Consider the following 17,150-nt stretch of genomic DNA (forward strand, 5'->3'; position numbering starts at 1 on the left):
CACCAAAACATCTCCCCAATATGCAAAAGGCGCCGTCAGGTTAGCCCCTGCCGCCGCCTTTGCAATTCACCGTTCGACGAACGGCGGGAAGATTATTCCGCGTCGTCGTTGAACACCGGGCCCGAATCCTGACCCTTGGCCGAAACGTCGCGGTCCACCAGCTCGATCACCGCCATCGGCGCGGCGTCTGAACCGCGGAACCCGGCCTTGATCACGCGGGTGTAACCACCGGCACGATCAGCATAGCGGGCGCCCAGCACGTCAAACAGCTTCACCAACTGGGCATCATCGAGCAGCCGGGCGTGGGCCAGACGGCGGTTCGAAAGCCCGCCGTGCTTGGCCAGCGTAATCAGCTTTTCCAGATAGGGGCGCAGTTCGCGCGCCTTGGGCAGCGTGGTGGTGATCTGTTCGTGCTTGATCAGCGCGGCCGACATGTTGCGCAGCAGTGCTTTGCGGTGGCTGGAAGTGCGGTTGAGCTTACGCCCGCCCATTTTATGGCGCATAGGTCTTGTCCTTCGTTCGTTAGGGGCCCGTATCAGGTAGCCCGTACCAGGCGGAGGCCACTGCCGTCCGCCGAGCGCCGCGCAAAGCGGAATGGCGCGCAAATGTCAAGCAGTGATCGCCGTGATTGCGCGCGTTCAGCCGGGCGGCGCGGTGCCAGCTGGCTTCTTCGCCGCGAATTTCGTCCGCAGCTTGGTCAGGAATAAGCCCAGCAAGGCCAGGATTGAGCTGCCCAGCAGCGCCAGCCAGCCGTTGATCTCAGACAGCAGCAATTGCAACTTCTGCGTGGCCGAAACGCTGACCTGGAATTCCTTCACATAGGGCGGCCCCTGCACTTCGATCCACCGGGTGCCGTCGAACACACGGTTATAAAGCCGCAGGGTCAGCTTGAAAGTGCCGGTGGTCTTGGGCGCGACGTACCAATCGAAGGTGGTGTTGGCGACCGTGCTGATATCGCGCACGTCGGTGCCGACGATCTGGATCTGCACATCGTCACCCGGTCCGGTCAGCTGCGCGCGCACTTGCCGCCCCAGCGTAGCCCGGTCGACCGTCACCGACCCCGAAGTATCGCCAAATTCGGCCTTGGCTTCCTCAATGTCTTTCGAGGCAATCACGAAGCGGATCAGCGTTTGCTGATTGTATGGCAGCATAGTGGGCTGGTTGAACAGCACATCGAACGGGCGAAAGGCCTGCACGTCCTTGGCGATCTGGGCATCGCGGGCGTCTGCTGCCAACAGCGGCGGTGCACCGGAATCGGCCACTGTATCGCCGCCAGAGGTCGATGCAGAAACTGACAGCAAATCGATCGGCACGGTCCGCGCCGCCGGCCGGCGCTCTAACGGTGTCGGTCCGCCGTTATAGCTTGCTTGCTCCAAGTAGGGTGGTGGCGGTGGCGGGGGAGGAGGTGGAGGTGGAGGTGGAGGTGGTGGCGGGGGATAGATCGGAACCGACTGTTCAAACAGTTTGGCGCAGGCCGCCAGTTGACCTGTCATCAGGACCAGCAGCAGCAGCCCTGCGACCTTCCATGCCCACAGCGCGCGCATTGCTTGCCCCTTTGTCCGGTTTGTCCCCAGCAGGCAACATAACGCGGCGCGCTCCACATGCAAACGGGGCCGCCCTTGCGGACGGCCCCGATTAACTTGGCAGCACAAGCTGGCTGGATCAGCCGAGCAATTCCTGCTCGAGCTTCTTGGCCATTTCCTCGATGTTCTCGGGCGGCCAGCCGGGGATATCCATGCCCAGGCGCAGGCCCATCGACGAGAGCACTTCCTTGATCTCGTTGAGCGACTTGCGGCCGAAGTTCGGCGTACGCAGCATCTCGGCTTCGGTCTTCTGGACCAGATCGCCGATGTAGATGATGTTGTCGTTCTTGAGGCAATTGGCGCTGCGCACCGACAATTCCAGTTCGTCGACCTTCTTGAGCAGGTAGCGGTTGAGCTGGTTGGTATCACCTTCTTCGGCGGGAGCCGCAGCCATCCCGATCATCGGCGACGAACCCATCGGCACCGAATCTTCGAAGTGGACGAACAGCGAGAGCTGGTCCTGCAGGATCCGCGCGGCATAGGCCACGGCGTCTTCCGGCGAGATCGTGCCATCGGTTTCCACCGCGAGGCTGAGCTTGTCATAGTCAAGCTCCTGTCCGATGCGGGCGTTATCGACCTTGTAGCTGACCTGGCGGACCGGCGAATACAGCGAATCAACCGGGATCAGCCCGATCGGCGCGTCGATCGGACGGTTCGCCACCGCGGGCACATAGCCCTTGCCGGTGTCGGCGGTCAGCTCCATGTTGAGCACGGCGCCTTCGTCGAGATGGCAGATCACCAGATCCTTGTTCATCACCTCGATGTCACCCGAAACGGCGATATCACCCGCGGTGACTTCACCCGGGCCGGTGGCGGCGAGCTGGAGGCGCTTGGGACCTTCGCCCTGCATCCGGATCGCGATCTGCTTCACATTAAGCACGATGTCGGTCACGTCTTCACGCACGCCGGCCAGGCTGCTGAATTCGTGCAGCACGTTTTCGATCTTGATCGAGGTGATCGCGGCACCCTGCAGGCTGGAAAGCAGCACGCGGCGCAAAGCATTGCCCAGCGTCAGGCCAAAGCCGCGCTCAAGCGGTTCGGCCACGAAAGTGGCGCGGCGCGCTGCGTCGTTGCCTGACTTCACGTCCAGACTGTTGGGCTTCTTCAGTTCCTGCCAGTTTTTGATATTGACGGTCATGGGGTTCCCCTTGGGGTTTGTTCTGGCGGGAACGACCGCTTTGCCCGAAGGCGCAGCGGCCGATCCGAAAGCGCGGGCGGATTAACCGCCCACGCACGGTAAATCAGACGCGGCGACGCTTCGAAGGACGCACACCGTTGTGCGGGATCGGAGTCACGTCGCGGATCGAGGTGATGGTGAAGCCCACCGCCTGCAAGGCCCGCAGTGCGCTTTCGCGGCCCGAGCCCGGACCCTTCACTTCGACTTCCAGCGTCCGCACACCGTGTTCGGCGGCTTTCTTGCCGGCATCGTCAGCGGCGACCTGGGCGGCATAGGGGGTCGACTTGCGGCTGCCCTTGAAGCCCATCGTCCCAGCCGATGACCACGAAATCGCATTGCCCTGGGCATCGGTGATTGTGATCATGGTGTTGTTGAAGCTGGCGTTCACATGCGCGATGCCGCTCGAAATGTTCTTACGCTCGCGGCGCTTGATGCGCTGGGGTTCGCGTGCCATTTTACGTGTCCTACTCGAATATCTGGAAGGGAAGCTGTCGGCGCGAAAGCGCCGTTAGGCTTACTTCTTCTTGCCGGCGATCGGCTTGGCCTTGCCCTTGCGGGTGCGGGCGTTGGTGTGCGTGCGCTGACCGCGAACCGGCAGCCCCTTACGGTGACGCAGCCCGCGATAGCAGGCCAGATCCATCAGGCGCTTGATGTTCATCGCGGTTTCGCGGCGCAAATCGCCCTCAACCTGATGCTCGGCGTCGATCGATTCGCGGATGTGCAGGACATCCTGGTCCGACAGGTCCGAAACCCGGCGGCTGTGATCGATCCCCAGCTTGTCAATGATCTGGCGGGCCTTGAACGAGCCAATGCCGTGAATGTAGGTGAGCGCAATGATAACGCGCTTGTTGGTGGGGATATTTACCCCGGCAATACGAGCCACTTAATTCTCCATGCTCCACAGGCGGTAACGGATTGTCCGCAACGCGCCCATCTCAACGCTTCAGCTGCAAGAACGGCAAAACGTCCGGCTGGGGCGCGCTATAACCATGCGCCTTCCGGACGACCGCTTCTTTCGGCTGAGAGGCGCGCTTAGGGCGATTCGCGTCAAGTGTCAACGCCCGCTTAACGGCTGCGAAGTCAACCGCTTTTCGTTCACCCGGTGGGGGCGGACGCCGGAGCATCGGTGGGCGCAAACAGCCCCGCCAGACGGGCCAACTGCTCACCCATGACCATATCGATCATGGGGCCGATCACATCAGCTTTCTGCCGCACCAAGCCGTTCACCGCATAGTCCCATACGATCTGCGTGCCCCCGCCCTCACCCGGTTTCAGCGTGATCGTCCAGACTCCGGCGACGGGCTCACCCTGCAGCGGACCCAGTCCGCCGGTAAGACGCAAAACGCCATGCGCAGGATCGGCATAAACGATGTGCATGTGTTCGACACTGCCCATCCGCTGATCGGCCGGCGCATCGGCGGGCTTGGGGATCTTTTCGCAGAAACACCCGGTCGCCTGGCTGTCGATATAGAGGTTCGCGGCATCGCCGGAATAGGTATGGTTGCTCGACCACCACTTCGCCGGGGCGATCAACGCCTTCCAGACATCGGCCTTTGCCGCCGGAACCTCAACCGCAAGCGTCACAACGAAACTGCTTTCACCCTGCACCGCGACTTCGGCAGCGGATTGGCCGGGCATGGCCAGCACGGCACCGGCCAGCGCGGCAGCGACTATCCAGGATTTGCGCATCGATTACCCTCCTCCGCACGGCGCGCGTGGGGCGACCGTTCAGCGCTTGATAATGCCTTCGATCGCCGCTGTCACATTGTCGATGTCCGCCATGCCATCAACCCGGGCGACTATCCCGCGCGCTTCGTAGATCGGCAGGATCGGCGCCGTCTTGGCGCGGTACTCGCCCATGCGGGTGCGCACTGTATCCTCGTTGTCATCGGGACGGCGCTTGAACTCGTGGCTACCGCACTTGTCGCAAGTGCCGGGTACCTTGGGCTGCTCGAACGTATCGTGATAGCCTTTGCCGCAGTTTGCGCAGGTGTAGCGTCCGCAAATCCGCGCGACCAGCGCATCCTCGTCAACCTCAAGCTCGATCACCTGGGCCAGCGTGCGGCCACGCGCGGCGAGGATTGCATCGAGCGATTTTGCCTGGGCTGCGGTGCGCGGATAGCCATCGAAAATGGCCCCCTGCCCGGTCGCCAATGCATCGAGTTCCTCGCCGATCAGCGCCGAGACGATTTCGTCGGAAACCAGTTCGCCGCGTTCCATCACTGCCTTGGCCTGCAGACCGACCGGAGAGCCCGCCTTGACGGCTGCGCGCAGCATGTCGCCAGTCGAAAGCTGACGCATGCCATGACGTTCGACCAGTCGCTGCGCCTGGGTGCCCTTGCCTGCACCCGGAGGTCCCAACAGGATGATGTCCACGGTAATTCCCCCGAATTGACGTTTAGCGCAGCCGACCCTTGAGTTTGGCCTTCTTGATCAGGTCACCATACTGGTGCGCCAGCAGGTGAGACTGGATCTGCGTAATCGTATCGACCGTCACGTTGACGACGATGAGCAAGCTGGTCCCGCCGAAAAACAGCGCATTGATACCGGTCTGCGCCAGCAGCGCTTCGGGAATAACGCAAACCGCCGTGATATAGAGCGCACCGATCACGGTGATGCGGGTCAGCACATAATCAAGGTAGGTCGCGGTGCTTTTGCCCGGCCGGATGCCGGGGATGAAACCGCCGTTGCGCTTCAGGTTGTCTGCGGTTTCTTCTGGGTTGAACACCACTGCGGTGTAGAAGAAGCAGAAGAACACGATCAGGATTGCATAGAGGAACATGTACACCGGCTTGCCGTGGCCCAGATACTGGTTCATCGCAACGATCGCGGCGCCAACCTTGCTGTCAGGCGCAAACGAGTTGCCGGCGAACTGGCTGATGGTCAGCGGCAGCAAAAGCAGCGAGCTGGCGAAGATTGGCGGGATCACACCCGCCGTGTTGATCTTGAGCGGCAGGTGGCTGCGATCAGCCTGCATCATGCCGTTCTGGCTGGCGCGCTTGGGATACTGGATCAGAAGCCGCCGCGTGGCGCGTTCCATGAAGCAGATAAACAGCACCACCACCACGATCAACGCCAATATCAACGCCACGACAATGCCCGAAATGGCCCCGGTGCTGTACTGGGTGAGCAAGTTCTGGAAAAACCGCGGCATCTGCGCGACGATACCGGCCATGATGATCAGCGAGGTGCCGTTGCCAATCCCGCGACTGGTGATCTGTTCGCCGAGCCACAGCAGGAACATCGTCCCGCCGACCAGCGAAACCAGGCCTGCCACGTAGAACAGCGTGCCGGGATCAACCGCAAAACCTTGAACTTCGGCGTTGCGCAGCACCGCATAGCCCTGAACGACCGTCAGGAACACCGCGCCATACCGCGAATACTGGTTGAGCTTGCGCCGCCCGCTTTCGCCTTCCTTCTTGAGGCTGGCGAGCGAGGGATGCAGCGATGCCGCCAGCTGCACCACGATCGACGAGGTGATGTAAGGCATCACGCCAAGGCTGATCAGGCTGTAGTTCGACAGCGCGCCACCCGAAAACATGTTGAAGAAATCAAGGATCCCGCCAGCACTGCGATCAAGGAACTGCTTCAGCTTGAGCGGATCGATCCCCGGCAGCGGAACGAAAGTCAGGAAGCGGAAAACGATCAGCGCACCGATGGTGAACCAGATACGCTTCTTGAGTTCGGTAGCCTTGGAAAAGTTTGCGAGGCTGAGATTGCTCGCAATGTTGTCGGCGCGTGATGCCATGGTCCGAAATTGCCTTGCTTTCAGTCCGCCCCGGACCGCTGGTCAGCCCCATATAGGGATGAAACGGCGAAGTCGAACCCCCCAAAAACGCACAATCCCCGCCGCGGCCTTGGCCGGGCAGGGATTCGGCGTAAACGCGTTACTTGGCGGCCTTCGCCGTCTTGTTGACTTCGCGGCGCGCGGTCTTCTTTTCGTGCTCGCTTGGCTGCGCGGCGGGCAACTCGACCGAACCGCCGGCCTTTTCAACCGCGGCCTTGGCACCTGCTGAAACGCCATCGACCAGGAACGCGACCTTGGCCGTGAGTTCACCCTTGCCGAGGAGCCGCACGCCATCCTTGCCGCCGCGGGCGAGGCCAGCGGCCTTGAGCGCGGCGTGATAGATTGTCTGCTTGGCATCAAGCTTGCCGGCGTCGATCGCCTTTTGCACCATGCCCAGGTTCACTTCAGCGAAGTCCTTGGCGAAAATGTTGTTGAAGCCACGCTTCGGGATGCGCATGTGCAGCGGCATCTGGCCGCCTTCGAAACCGTTGATGGAAACGCCCGAACGCGCCTTGGCGCCCTTCTGGCCGCGGCCGGCGGTCTTGCCCTTGCCCGAGCCAATCCCGCGGCCCACGCGCATGCGGGATTTGCGGGCACCATCGTTGTCGCGGATTTCGTTCAATTTCATGATATGCACTCGCTTTCGCTTTAGTCGCGCTGATTGGAAGGCGGCCCATTAGGCGAAGTGGCCTGTGCTGTCACCCCCTTTTGTGCGTCTTTAGCCTTGCCATGCGTCCCTGGCCCAACCAGAAGAACGCGGAATGAAAATAGCCGCCGATATGCAAGCCGAGGAAGCCAGCCTTTCCAGACTTCACGCACGCGTGCGGCGCTTGCGCAGGCTTAGGCCAACCGTGCTGGCCTCGTTCGTGCTTGGCTTGCTGGCCCATCGCCGGATCATTGATGCCGAAGGTCTGCGGGTGCTGATTGATCCCACTACCCACTTGGGTGACGAGATCCTCAGCACCGGAACCTATGAGCCCGAAACGGTGCGCCTGTTCCGCGAAAACATTCGCGCGGCGGACAGCGTGCTGGATATTGGGGCCAACGAAGGCTTTTTCTCAGCCCTCGCTGCGTCGCTGGTTGGTCCTGAGGGAACAGTTCTGGCAGTCGAACCGCAAGCTCGGCTACACGAAGTACTTGAAATCAACCTGGCACTCAATGCCACGGGCCGCACCCGGATCATCAAGCGTGTGGTTGGCGAAAGCGATAATGCAAGCCATCGGATCTGGCTGTTCCCGATCAGCAACACCGGTGCATCCAGTTTGGTGTCACGCTATCGGTTTGGCGCGAAGAGCCAGGAAGTGCGGGAAATCACGCCCTTGACGATCTTGGCCGAAGCCGGGCTCGCGCACTTCGATTTCGTGAAAATCGATGTTGAAGGCTACGAGCCTGAAGTGGTTCGCTCGCTCGAACCACTGATGCGCGCGGGCCAGGTCCGAACCCTGCTGCTCGACTATCACGCCGCCATCCTGGCGAACCGCGGGATCGATCCGGCAGCTACCCATGCGCTGGTCAGCGCTTGCGGCATGCAGACCATCGAAGGCGATGTCGGACGCGGTTACGTCCTCTACCGGAAGGGGTAGAAGCTGGACTGCTGACCTGCAAGCAATCCCCAGCCCGCTTGCCGCCTGACGGCCACTGATCTGAGGGGTTACCCAAAGCCGGACCAGCGTGACGCGATGCTGATCGTTATTGCGCTGTTGCCGCTTCGCCAAAGCCGACCTCAAATGCGGAAAGGCCCCGGTCCATAACGAACCGGGGCCTTTCAATTTCTAGCCTGATAACCAGTCGGTTTAGCCGACCACGGCTACCATGTGCGGAAGTTTGGCAATCGCGCCGCGCGTTTCGGGGGTGTCATTCACCTCGACCACACGGTTCATTTTGCCCAGCCCCAGTCCGATCAGAATCTTCTTCTGGCTGGCAGGGCGACGGATCGGTGAACCGATCTGCTTGATCTTGATCTTGGCCATGATCGCTTACTCCGTAATCGCGTCAGCTGCGGCTTCCGCCTCAACCGCGCTCGCACCGCCGCGACCCAGCAGGTCAGCAACCTTCTTGCCACGGCGCTGCGCAACCGACTTCGGCGAAGTCTGGTTGACCAGTCCATCGAAAGTGGCGCGGATCATGTTGTAGGGATTGCTGGTGCCGACCGACTTGGTCACCACGTCAGCCACGCCCAGGCTTTCAAAAACGGCGCGCATCGGGCCGCCGGCAATGATCCCGGTCCCGGCCGGAGCCGAACGCAGGTTGACCTTGCCAGCACCGAACCGGCCCTTGCAATCGTGGTGCAGCGTGCGGCCTTCCTTGAGCGGAACGCGAACCATCTTCTTCTTGGCAGCAGCGGTCGCCTTGGTGATGGCTTCGGGCACTTCGCGCGCCTTGCCATGACCGAAGCCTACCCGGCCCTTGCCATCACCGACCACGACCAGCGCCGCAAAGCCGAAGCGCTTGCCGCCCTTCACGGTCTTGGAGACGCGGTTGATGTGGACCAGCTTTTCGATCAGCTCTTCGCCGCCGTCATCGTCGCCGCCGCGTCCGCGATTGCGATCATTGCCGCCGCGACCGCCGCGACCACGATCACCGCCGCCGCCACGATTGTCACCGCCGCGGCCACGACCGCCGCCGCCGCCACCGCCGCGATTGCCGCGTGCTTCGCGCTGTTCGCCGCCTTCAGGGGCAGCTGCTGCCGGTGCGTCAACCGCTACTGCGGAGACTTCGGCTTCATTGTTGGTTTCGTCAGCCATCTTAGAACTCCAGCCCGCCTTCGCGTGCGGCATCAGCCAGCGCCTTGACGCGGCCATGGAACAGGAAGCCGCCGCGATCGAACACGACGGTGGTCACGCCAGCTTGCTTGGCAGCCTCAGCCAGCTTCTTGCCGACATCGGCTGCGGCCGTGATATTGGCCCCGGCCTTGCTGCCCAGCGAGTTGGCTGCAGCCACAGTACGGCCAGCGGCATCGTCGATGAGCTGGGCGTAGATGTGGCGACCCGAACGGTGCACCGAAAGCCGCACACGGCCACCGGCACGCGCCTTGAGCGCGGTGCGAACGCGCCGACGACGGCGCTCGAAAAGGTTGAGCTTGGCCATTACTTCTTCTTCCCTTCCTTGCGGAAGATGTACTCGCCGCGGTACTTGATCCCCTTGCCCTTGTAGGGTTCAGGCTTGCGCCAACGGCGGATCTCGGCGGCAACCTGACCGACCTGCTGCTTGTCGATCCCGATAATCTCGATCGTGGTGTTGTCCGGCGTCTTCACCTCGATACCTTCGGGCACCGCGAAATCGACGTCGTGGCTGTAACCGAGCTGCAGCTTCAGGTTCTTGCCCTGAGCGTTGGCGCGGTAGCCGACACCGGTGATTTCGAGAACCTTGGTGTAACCGGCGGTCACGCCAGTCACCAGGTTTTCCACCAGCGTGCGTTGCATGCCCCAGAATGCGCGAGCAGCTTTGGTATCGTTGGCGGGCTTCACAAGGATGCTTTCGCCATCAACGGTATAGCTGATCTCGTCGCGCAGGGTCAGCGTCAGGGTCCCCTTGGGGCCCTTGACCGACAACACGCCGTCCTTGATCTCGGCGGACACGCCGCTCGGGATCGCTACGGGACGTTTACCGATGCGGCTCATCAGAACACCTCCGCCAGCACTTCGCCACCGACATTGTGGGCGCGCGCTTCGGCATCCGAAAGCACGCCGCGCGGCGTCGAGACGATGGTGATGCCAAGACCGTTGCGGATCACCGGGAGTTCCTTCGAACCCGAGTAGACCCGGCGACCAGGCTTGGAGACGCGGGCGACATGCTTGATCGCAGGTTCGCCCTCGAAATACTTCAGTTCGATCCGCAGCTGCGGGTGGGCGCCAGTGGCGTCCTCCGAGTAGCCACGGATATAGCCTTCGCGCTGCAGAACTTCGAGCACGCGGGCGCGCAGCTTCGAAGCCGGCGAAAGGACAGAGTCCTTTTTCGCACGCTGGCCATTGCGGATGCGGGTGAGCATATCACCCAGGGGATCGGTCATCGCCATTGCGGTATCCTTACCAGCTCGACTTCGTCAGGCCGGGGATAAGGCCCTTGTTGCCTTTATCCCGCAGCTCGATCCGACAAAGGCCGAACTTGCGATAAAAGCCGCGCGGGCGGCCGGTGGTAGCGCAGCGGTTGCGCACGCGGGTCGGGTTCCCGTTGCGGGGAATCTCGGCCATCTTCAGGCGAGCCATCAGGCGATCACCATCATCGAGCGACTTGTCGCCCGCAGTAGCCTTCAGCTTCGCGTACTTCGCTGCATACTTCTTCACGAGCTTCTTACGACGCTCGTTCTTGTTCACGGAACTCAGTTTCGCCATGGACTTAAGCTCTCTCTATCTCAGGCCGCTTGGGCTTCTTCGGCTTCGGCCGGGAACGGGAAACCGAACAGGCGCAGCAGCTCGCGCGCTTCGTCGTCGGTCTTGGCGGAGGTGGTGACGATGATGTCCATGCCGCGCACCTTCTCGATCTGGTCGTAGCTGATCTCGGGGAAGATGATCTGCTCTTTCAGGCCCATCGCATAATTGCCGCGCCCGTCGAAGCTCTTCGGGTTCAGCCCACGGAAATCGCGGATGCGGGGCATGGCGACGGTGATCAACCGGTCAAGGAATTCATACATGCGTTCGCGGCGCAGGGTAACCTTGCAGCCGATCGGCATGCCTTCACGCAGCTTGAACTGTGCGATCGACCTCTTGGCCTTGGTGATGACCGGCTTCTGACCAGCGATCAAAGCCATTTCTTCGGCGGCAGTCGTGACCTTCTTCTTGTCCTGGCTGCCTTCGCCCACGCCCATGTTGAGCGTGATCTTTTCGATCTTGGGCACTTCCATCACATTCTTGTAACCAAACTTCTCGGTCATCGCCTTGGCGACTTCCGCATCGTACTTGGCTTTCATGCGGGGGGTGTAGGTATCAGCCATCGATCGTCTCCCCGGACTTTACCGCTACGCGAACCTTCTTGCCGTCCTTCGACGTTTCAAAGCGCACGCGGGTCGGCTTGCCGGTCTTCGGGTCTGCAAGACCCACTTTGCTAATCGCCATCGGAGCTTCACGGCGGTCAATGCCGCCCTGCGGGTTCGTCTGGCTGGGTTTGCGGTGGCGGGCAGCCACGTTCACGCCCGAAACGAGGACCTTGCCCTCTTTCGGCATGACCTGCAGGACAGTGCCGCTGCGGCCCTTGTCCTTGCCCGACCGGACGACAACAGAGTCACCCTTCTTGATCTTCGCGGCGGCCATTACAGCACCTCCGGCGCAAGGCTGATGATCTTCATATAGCCCTTGCCGCGCAGTTCGCGGACCACGGGGCCAAAGATCCGGGTGCCGATGGGTTCAGCGTTCTTGTTGATCAGCACGGCAGCATTGCTGTCGAAACGGATCACGCTGCCGTCGGTGCGGCGCACTTCCTTGCGGGTGCGAACGATGACCGCGCGGTGCACGTCGCCCTTCTTCACCTTGGTGCGCGGCTGGGCTTCCTTGACGGAAACGACGATAACGTCGCCCACGCCAGCCACCCGGCGCTTGGATCCGCCCAGCACCTTGATGCACTGGACGCGCTTGGCACCGCTGTTGTCAGCGACATCAAGCTGGGATTGCATCTGGATCATTGATCCGGTTCCTTCCTAATGGCTTGCCGGAACCAGTCCGGCAGTTCCAGTAACTTAAACGTCGGCTTCGACCGCTGTGCCTTTGCTGGCGACGACGCGTTCGATCACCTTCCAGGTCTTCAGCTTCGACATCGGGCGGGTCTCCTCGATGCGAACCGTTTCACCGGCCTTGAAGGCGTTGTCTTCGTCGTGAGCGTGATACTTCTTCGAACGGCGGATGATCTTCCCGTAGAGCGGGTGCTTCACCTTACGTTCGACCTTCACGACCACGGTCTTGTCGGTCTTGTCGGAAACCACGGTCCCGATCAGGATACGCTTGGGCATCGTTGGTCTCCTTACGCCTTTACCGCAGCGCTGGTGCGCTCGGCCTGAAGCGTCTTGATACGGGCGATATCGCGGCGCACTTCCTTGATGCGCGCCGGACGCTCGAGCTGGTTTGTCGCAGCCTGGAAGCGCAGGTTGAATGCCTCGCGCTTAAGGTCAGCGAGATCGGCCGCGAGCTGGTCTTCGCTCTTGGCACGCAGGTCAGCAGTGTTGGCCATCATTCGCCTCCCAGGTGGCTGGTGTCGCCCAGCCGGGCCACAACCTTGGTCTTGACCGGAAGCTTCATCGCGGCGCGGCTGAAGGCTTCGGCGGCCAAGGGGCCGGCCACGCCGTCGAGTTCAAACAGGATGCGACCCGGCTTGACGCGGGCAGCCCAGTATTCAACCGAACCCTTGCCCTTGCCCTGACGGACTTCGGCAGGCTTCTTCGAAACCGGCACATCCGGGAAGATGCGGATCCAGAGACGGCCCTGGCGCTTGATGTGACGCGTGATCGCGCGGCGGGCCGCTTCGATCTGGCGGGCGGTGATCCGCTCGGGCTGAAGGCACTTCAGCCCGTACGAGCCAAAGTTGAGGTCGGTACCGCCCTTGGCATTGCCATGGATGCGGCCCTTGAACGCCTTGCGGAATTTATGCTTTTTTGGTTGCAGCATGACTTAGTTCCTGCGGTCTTCGCGTGCCGGACGGACACCAGTGGTCTGGGCTTCCATCATCAGGCGGTCCTGCGCCATCGGATCGTGGCCAAGGATTTCGCCCTTGAAGACCCATACCTTGATACCGATGATCCCGTAGGTCGTCAGCGCTTCGGCTTCGGCGTAATCGATGTTGGCGCGCAGCGTGTGGAGCGGCACGCGGCCTTCACGGTACTGTTCGACACGGGCGATTTCGGCGCCGCCAAGACGGCCGCCACACACCACTTTGATGCCTTCGGCACCAAGACGCATCGCCGACTGCATCGCGCGCTTCATCGCCCGGCGGAATGCCACGCGGCGGATCAGCTGATCGGCAATGCCCTGGGCAACGAGCTTGGCATCGATTTCCGGTTTGCGGATTTCAACGATGTTCAGCTTCACTTCGCTGCTGGTCATCTTGGCCAGCTGTGAACGCAGCTTTTCAATGTCTGCACCCTTCTTGCCGATGATGACACCCGGACGAGCGGCATAGATCGACACGCGGCACAGTTTGGCCGGACGTTCGATCACGACCTTCGAGACGGCGGCCTGCGGCACGGTTTCCATCACGAACTTGCGGATCTTGAGGTCTTCCTCAAGCATCTTCGCATAGTTCTTGCCTTCAGCGTACCAGCGGCTGTCCCAGGTGCGGTTGATCTGCAGGCGCAGGCCGATGGGGTTCGATTTATGACCCATGGATCAGGCCTCCCCTGCTTGTTCGGTGACTTCGCGAACCACGATCCTGAGCCGGCTGAACGGCTTGAGGATGCGGGTCGACTTGCCGCGGCCACGGGTGTGGAACCGCTTCATGGTGATCGCCTTGCCGACCGACGCTTCGTGAACCACCAAGGCATCGACATCGAGGTTGTGGTTGTTTTCCGCATTGGCAATCGCCGAAGCGAGCACCTTGCGGGCATCAACCGCCATCGCCCGCTTCGAGAAGCTGAGGATGTTCATGGCTTCCTCAACCTTGCGGCCGCGGATCAGGGCTGCAACCAGGTTGAGCTTCTGGGCCGAACCACGGATCGTGGTGCCAACCGACAGCGCTTCATTGTCACCAACCCGGCGCGGAGCTTTCTGCTTGCTCATCAGCGCTTACCCTTCTTGTCGGCAGCGTGGCCGGGGAAGGTGCGCGTGGGCGCAAATTCACCAAGCTTGTGCCCGACCATGTCTTCGTTGACCGAGACAGGGATGAACCTGTGGCCGTTGTAGACGCTGAACGTCAGACCAACGAACTGCGGCAAAATCGTCGAGCGACGCGACCAGGTCTTGATCGGAGCGGTGCGGGTGGTGCCCTGATCCTGCATGGCTTCTGCCTTCTTCAGCAGGTGCAGGTCGACGAAGGGGCCTTTCCAGACGGAACGTGCCATGGGGCCTTACCTCTTCTTCTTGGCGTGACGCGAACGGATAATCAGCTTATCCGTCTGCTTGTTGTTGCGAGTGCGGGCACCCTTGGTCGGCTTGCCCCAGGGGGTAACCGGATGGCGACCGCCCGAAGTGCGGCCTTCACCGCCGCCGTGCGGGTGATCGACCGGGTTCTTGGCGACACCGCGGGTCAGCGGACGACGTCCCTGCCAGCGGGTGCGGCCAGCCTTGCCGAAGTTCTGGTTCTGGTTGTCGGGGTTTGAAACCGCGCCAACCGTGCCCATGCAATCGCCGCGCAGGTAGCGCTGCTCGCCCGAATTGAGGCGAACAATCACCATCCCGCGGTCACGGCCGACGACCTGCACGTAGGTGCCGGCCGAACGGGCGATCTGGCCGCCCTTTTCCGGCTTCATTTCCACGTTGTGGCAGATCGTGCCAACCGGCATGGTGCTGAGCAACATCGCGTTGCCCGGCTTCACGTCGGTCTTTTCACCGGCCACCACACTATCGCCAACGGCGAGACGCTGCGGCGCGATGATGTAGGCCTGTTCACCGTCTGCATACTTGATCAGAGCGATGAACGCGGTGCGGTTGGGATCGTATTCCATCCGCTCGACCACAGCCGGCATGTCCCACTTGCGACGCTTGAAGTCGATGAAGCGGTACTTCTGCTTGTGACCCCCGGCGATCCCGCGCGAGGTGACATGGCCCTTGTTGTTGCGCCCGCCGGTCTTGTGCTTGCCTTCGGTAAGCGCCTTGAGCGGCTTGCCCTTCCACAGGGACGATTTGTCGACCAGGATCAGCGCGCGACGCGCCGGGCTGGTCGGGTTATAGCTTTTGAGTGCCATGGTTCAGCCTCAGATCCCGCTGGTGACGTCGATCGACTGGCCTTCAGCCAGACGGACAACCGCCTTCTTTACGTCCGAACGCTTGTAGGGCTTGCCCTTCCAGCGCTTGGTCTTGCCCTTCTGGGTCAGCGTATTGACGCTCACCACCTTGACATCGAACAGCGCTTCGACCGCAGCTTTGATCTGCGGCTTGGTTGCGCTTTCAGAGACCTTGAACACAACTGCGTTGTGCTCGCTGGCCAGCGTCGCCTTTTCGGTGATGTGGGGAGCCACAATCACGTCATAGTGACGCGTGTCGATCGCTGCCTTAGCCATTGAACCGGGCCTCCAGCTTTTCGACCGCGGCGCGGGTCAGCACCAGCGTGTCATGCTTCAGGATGTCGTACACATTGGCACCGACGGCGGGCAGGACGTTGATCCCGATGAGGTTACGGGTGGCGCGGGCAAAGCCCTCGTTCACCGCTTCACCATCGATCACCAGCACCTTCTTGCCCCAGTTGGCCTTGGCCAGCTGCTCAGCCACGGCCTTGGTCTTGGCGTCTTTGAGGTCGAGCGTGTCGACAATCACGAGCCCGGCCTTGGCCTTGCTCGACAGCGCCATCTTCAGGCCGAGTGCACGGACCTTCTTGTTCAACGAGACGTCGAAATCGCGCAGACGGGCACCATGAGCCTTACCGCCCCCGATGAACACCGGCGCGCGGCGATCACCGTGACGCGCCGTACCGCCGCCCTTTTGCCGGCCGAACTTCTTGCCTGTGCGCGCCACTTCCGAACGCTCACGCGTCGGACGGGCAGTGCCACGGCGGTTTTCCAGCTGCCAGGTGACAACGCGGTGAAGGATGTCGGCACGCGGCTCAAGGCCGAACACCGCATCGTTCAGTTCGATGTCGCCCTTACCTGCGCTGCCATCGATATTGTGGAGTTTGACTTTCACGGCTCAGCCCTCCTGGCCGTCGGTGGCTTCGGTTGCAGGAGCATCAGCTTCCTGCGCCAGATCGGCCACGGTTTCTTCGATCTGGTCGGCCAGCTTGGGCTCATCCGCTGCCACCGGAGCGTCGCCGCTCTTGATGCCGGCAGGATAAGGCGCTTCGGCGTGACGGGCGACCTTGACGCTGTCGACCACCTGCAGCCACGAGTTCTTTGCACCCGGGACCGAACCCTTGACGAAGATCAGGCCGCGTACGTCATCGACGCGCACAACTTCGAGGTTCTGCTGGGTGCGCTGTTTGTCACCCATGTGTCCGGCCATCTTCTTGTTCTTGAAGACCTTGCCCGGATCCTGGCGTTGGCCAGTCGAACCCAAGGCACGGTGGCTGATCGAGACGCCGTGCGTCGCGCGCATGCCGCCGAAGCCCCAGCGCTTCATGCCGCCGGCAAAGCCCTTGCCCTGGGTGTGGCCAGCCACGTCAACCAGCTGGCCAGGCACGAAGTGCGAGGCAGCAATGGTCGAACCGACTTCGAGCACGGCATCATCTGCCACGCGGAATTCGGCGACCTCAGCCTTCAACGGCACTTGGGCCTTGGCGAAATGTTCACGCTGCGGCTTGGCAACGTTCTTCTGCTTGGCAACCCCGGCACCCAGCTGGACCGCGACATAACCGTCACGATCAGCGGTGCGAACCGAGACCACCTGGCAATCTTCCAACGCCAGAACGGTTACCGGCACGTGCCGACCGTCTTCCTGGAAAAGGCGGGTCATCCCCACCTTTTTGGCGATCACGCCAGTGCGCATGATCCTGTACTCCTCAACAGAGGCCCAAGGGGACCATCCCCAGGGGCTTG

29 protein-coding genes are annotated in these 17,150 nt (G+C 61.8%); 1 reads left to right on the top strand and 28 read right to left on the bottom strand.

What is annotated here, in order from left to right:
• Positions 1-92: 92 nt before the first annotated feature.
• From rplQ to rplO, 9 genes are all read right to left on the bottom strand, one after another.
• Positions 93-503: a 50S ribosomal protein L17 gene (gene rplQ / locus RMN99_RS04855; protein ID WP_309622168.1), complete on the bottom strand. Its 411-nt coding sequence runs from the start codon at positions 501-503 to the stop codon at positions 93-95.
• 135 nt (positions 504-638) lie between these two features.
• Positions 639-1,313: a hypothetical protein gene (locus RMN99_RS04860; protein WP_309622169.1), complete on the bottom strand. Its 675-nt coding sequence runs from the start codon at positions 1,311-1,313 to the stop codon at positions 639-641.
• A 349-nt stretch (positions 1,314-1,662) separates the two neighbouring features.
• Complete coding sequence (locus RMN99_RS04865; RefSeq protein WP_309622170.1) at positions 1,663-2,721, bottom strand: DNA-directed RNA polymerase subunit alpha; 1,059 nt, start codon at positions 2,719-2,721, stop codon at positions 1,663-1,665.
• A gap of 103 nt (positions 2,722-2,824) precedes the next feature.
• On the bottom strand, positions 2,825-3,214 hold the full coding sequence (rpsK, locus tag RMN99_RS04870) for a 30S ribosomal protein S11 (RefSeq protein WP_309622171.1): 390 nt from the start codon (positions 3,212-3,214) through the stop codon (positions 2,825-2,827).
• 60 nt (positions 3,215-3,274) lie between these two features.
• Positions 3,275-3,643, bottom strand: coding sequence for a 30S ribosomal protein S13 (rpsM, locus tag RMN99_RS04875; RefSeq protein ID WP_309622172.1), 369 nt, complete (start codon positions 3,641-3,643; stop codon positions 3,275-3,277).
• A gap of 212 nt (positions 3,644-3,855) precedes the next feature.
• Complete coding sequence (locus tag RMN99_RS04880; RefSeq protein ID WP_309622173.1) at positions 3,856-4,449, bottom strand: SRPBCC family protein; 594 nt, start codon at positions 4,447-4,449, stop codon at positions 3,856-3,858.
• A gap of 39 nt (positions 4,450-4,488) precedes the next feature.
• Positions 4,489-5,136: an adenylate kinase gene (locus tag RMN99_RS04885; RefSeq protein WP_309622174.1), complete on the bottom strand. Its 648-nt coding sequence runs from the start codon at positions 5,134-5,136 to the stop codon at positions 4,489-4,491.
• Positions 5,137-5,158: 22 nt separating this feature from the next.
• Complete coding sequence (gene secY / locus RMN99_RS04890) at positions 5,159-6,508, bottom strand: preprotein translocase subunit SecY (protein ID WP_309622175.1); 1,350 nt, start codon at positions 6,506-6,508, stop codon at positions 5,159-5,161.
• A gap of 139 nt (positions 6,509-6,647) precedes the next feature.
• Positions 6,648-7,175, bottom strand: coding sequence for a 50S ribosomal protein L15 (rplO, locus tag RMN99_RS04895; protein ID WP_309622176.1), 528 nt, complete (start codon positions 7,173-7,175; stop codon positions 6,648-6,650).
• A 133-nt stretch (positions 7,176-7,308) separates the two neighbouring features.
• On the opposite strand from rplO, the gene RMN99_RS04900 reads away from it, so the two are divergent.
• The gene (locus RMN99_RS04900; RefSeq protein WP_309622177.1) at positions 7,309-8,130 is read left to right on the top strand and encodes an FkbM family methyltransferase; all 822 of its coding nucleotides are present in this window, start codon (positions 7,309-7,311) and stop codon (positions 8,128-8,130) included.
• Between the two features lie 210 nt (positions 8,131-8,340).
• On the opposite strand, the gene rpmD is transcribed toward RMN99_RS04900, so the two are convergent.
• Genes rpmD through rplC form a run of 19 tightly spaced genes read right to left on the bottom strand, consistent with a single transcriptional unit; the run spans position 8,341 to position 17,100 of the window.
• Entirely contained in the window at positions 8,341-8,517 is a 177-nt protein-coding gene (rpmD, locus tag RMN99_RS04905; RefSeq protein WP_309622178.1) for a 50S ribosomal protein L30, read from the bottom strand.
• A 6-nt stretch (positions 8,518-8,523) separates the two neighbouring features.
• Positions 8,524-9,291, bottom strand: a complete 768-nt coding sequence (rpsE, locus tag RMN99_RS04910) for a 30S ribosomal protein S5 (RefSeq protein WP_309622179.1) — start codon at positions 9,289-9,291, stop codon at positions 8,524-8,526.
• A gap of 1 nt (position 9,292) precedes the next feature.
• Complete coding sequence (gene rplR / locus RMN99_RS04915; RefSeq protein WP_309622180.1) at positions 9,293-9,634, bottom strand: 50S ribosomal protein L18; 342 nt, start codon at positions 9,632-9,634, stop codon at positions 9,293-9,295.
• A complete protein-coding gene (gene rplF, locus RMN99_RS04920; RefSeq protein ID WP_309622181.1) occupies positions 9,634-10,167 on the bottom strand; it encodes a 50S ribosomal protein L6 in 534 nt (177 codons plus the stop codon). The genes rplR and rplF overlap by 1 nt, the downstream gene beginning before the upstream one ends.
• A complete protein-coding gene (gene rpsH, locus RMN99_RS04925) occupies positions 10,167-10,562 on the bottom strand; it encodes a 30S ribosomal protein S8 (protein WP_309622182.1) in 396 nt (131 codons plus the stop codon). The genes rplF and rpsH overlap by 1 nt, the downstream gene beginning before the upstream one ends.
• A 10-nt stretch (positions 10,563-10,572) precedes the next feature.
• The gene (gene rpsN / locus RMN99_RS04930) at positions 10,573-10,878 is read right to left on the bottom strand and encodes a 30S ribosomal protein S14 (protein WP_309622183.1); all 306 of its coding nucleotides are present in this window, start codon (positions 10,876-10,878) and stop codon (positions 10,573-10,575) included.
• 20 nt (positions 10,879-10,898) lie between these two features.
• Positions 10,899-11,477, bottom strand: coding sequence for a 50S ribosomal protein L5 (gene rplE / locus RMN99_RS04935; RefSeq protein WP_309622184.1), 579 nt, complete (start codon positions 11,475-11,477; stop codon positions 10,899-10,901).
• Positions 11,470-11,793, bottom strand: a complete 324-nt coding sequence (gene rplX, locus RMN99_RS04940) for a 50S ribosomal protein L24 (protein WP_309622185.1) — start codon at positions 11,791-11,793, stop codon at positions 11,470-11,472. The genes rplE and rplX overlap by 8 nt, the downstream gene beginning before the upstream one ends.
• Complete coding sequence (gene rplN, locus RMN99_RS04945) at positions 11,793-12,161, bottom strand: 50S ribosomal protein L14 (RefSeq protein ID WP_309622186.1); 369 nt, start codon at positions 12,159-12,161, stop codon at positions 11,793-11,795. Before rplN ends, rplX begins: the two co-directional genes overlap by 1 nt.
• Positions 12,162-12,215: 54 nt before the next feature.
• Entirely contained in the window at positions 12,216-12,485 is a 270-nt protein-coding gene (rpsQ, locus tag RMN99_RS04950; protein WP_309622187.1) for a 30S ribosomal protein S17, read from the bottom strand.
• A gap of 11 nt (positions 12,486-12,496) precedes the next feature.
• On the bottom strand, positions 12,497-12,703 hold the full coding sequence (gene rpmC / locus RMN99_RS04955) for a 50S ribosomal protein L29 (RefSeq protein ID WP_309622188.1): 207 nt from the start codon (positions 12,701-12,703) through the stop codon (positions 12,497-12,499).
• Positions 12,703-13,137: a 50S ribosomal protein L16 gene (gene rplP / locus RMN99_RS04960; protein ID WP_309622189.1), complete on the bottom strand. Its 435-nt coding sequence runs from the start codon at positions 13,135-13,137 to the stop codon at positions 12,703-12,705. Before rplP ends, rpmC begins: the two co-directional genes overlap by 1 nt.
• 3 nt (positions 13,138-13,140) lie before the next feature.
• Positions 13,141-13,851 carry a 30S ribosomal protein S3 gene (gene rpsC, locus RMN99_RS04965; RefSeq protein ID WP_309622190.1) on the bottom strand — a complete coding sequence of 237 codons (711 nt, stop codon included), beginning with the start codon at positions 13,849-13,851 and terminating at the stop codon, positions 13,141-13,143.
• A 3-nt stretch (positions 13,852-13,854) separates the two neighbouring features.
• Entirely contained in the window at positions 13,855-14,244 is a 390-nt protein-coding gene (gene rplV / locus RMN99_RS04970) for a 50S ribosomal protein L22 (RefSeq protein ID WP_309622191.1), read from the bottom strand.
• Entirely contained in the window at positions 14,244-14,525 is a 282-nt protein-coding gene (gene rpsS / locus RMN99_RS04975) for a 30S ribosomal protein S19 (protein WP_309622192.1), read from the bottom strand. Before rpsS ends, rplV begins: the two co-directional genes overlap by 1 nt.
• A 6-nt stretch (positions 14,526-14,531) precedes the next feature.
• Positions 14,532-15,368, bottom strand: a complete 837-nt coding sequence (gene rplB, locus RMN99_RS04980; RefSeq protein ID WP_309622193.1) for a 50S ribosomal protein L2 — start codon at positions 15,366-15,368, stop codon at positions 14,532-14,534.
• Between the two features lie 9 nt (positions 15,369-15,377).
• Positions 15,378-15,683 (bottom strand): 50S ribosomal protein L23, encoded by a 306-nt coding sequence (locus tag RMN99_RS04985; RefSeq protein WP_309622194.1) that lies wholly within the window; start codon positions 15,681-15,683, stop codon positions 15,378-15,380.
• A complete protein-coding gene (rplD, locus tag RMN99_RS04990) occupies positions 15,676-16,302 on the bottom strand; it encodes a 50S ribosomal protein L4 (RefSeq protein ID WP_309622195.1) in 627 nt (208 codons plus the stop codon). The genes RMN99_RS04985 and rplD overlap by 8 nt, the downstream gene beginning before the upstream one ends.
• 3 nt (positions 16,303-16,305) lie before the next feature.
• Positions 16,306-17,100, bottom strand: a complete 795-nt coding sequence (gene rplC, locus RMN99_RS04995) for a 50S ribosomal protein L3 (protein ID WP_309622196.1) — start codon at positions 17,098-17,100, stop codon at positions 16,306-16,308.
• Positions 17,101-17,150: the final 50 nt, after the last annotated feature.

The sequence above is a fragment of the Novosphingobium sp. genome (genome assembly GCF_031417815.1).
Lineage (GTDB): Bacteria > Pseudomonadota > Alphaproteobacteria > Sphingomonadales > Sphingomonadaceae > Novosphingobium.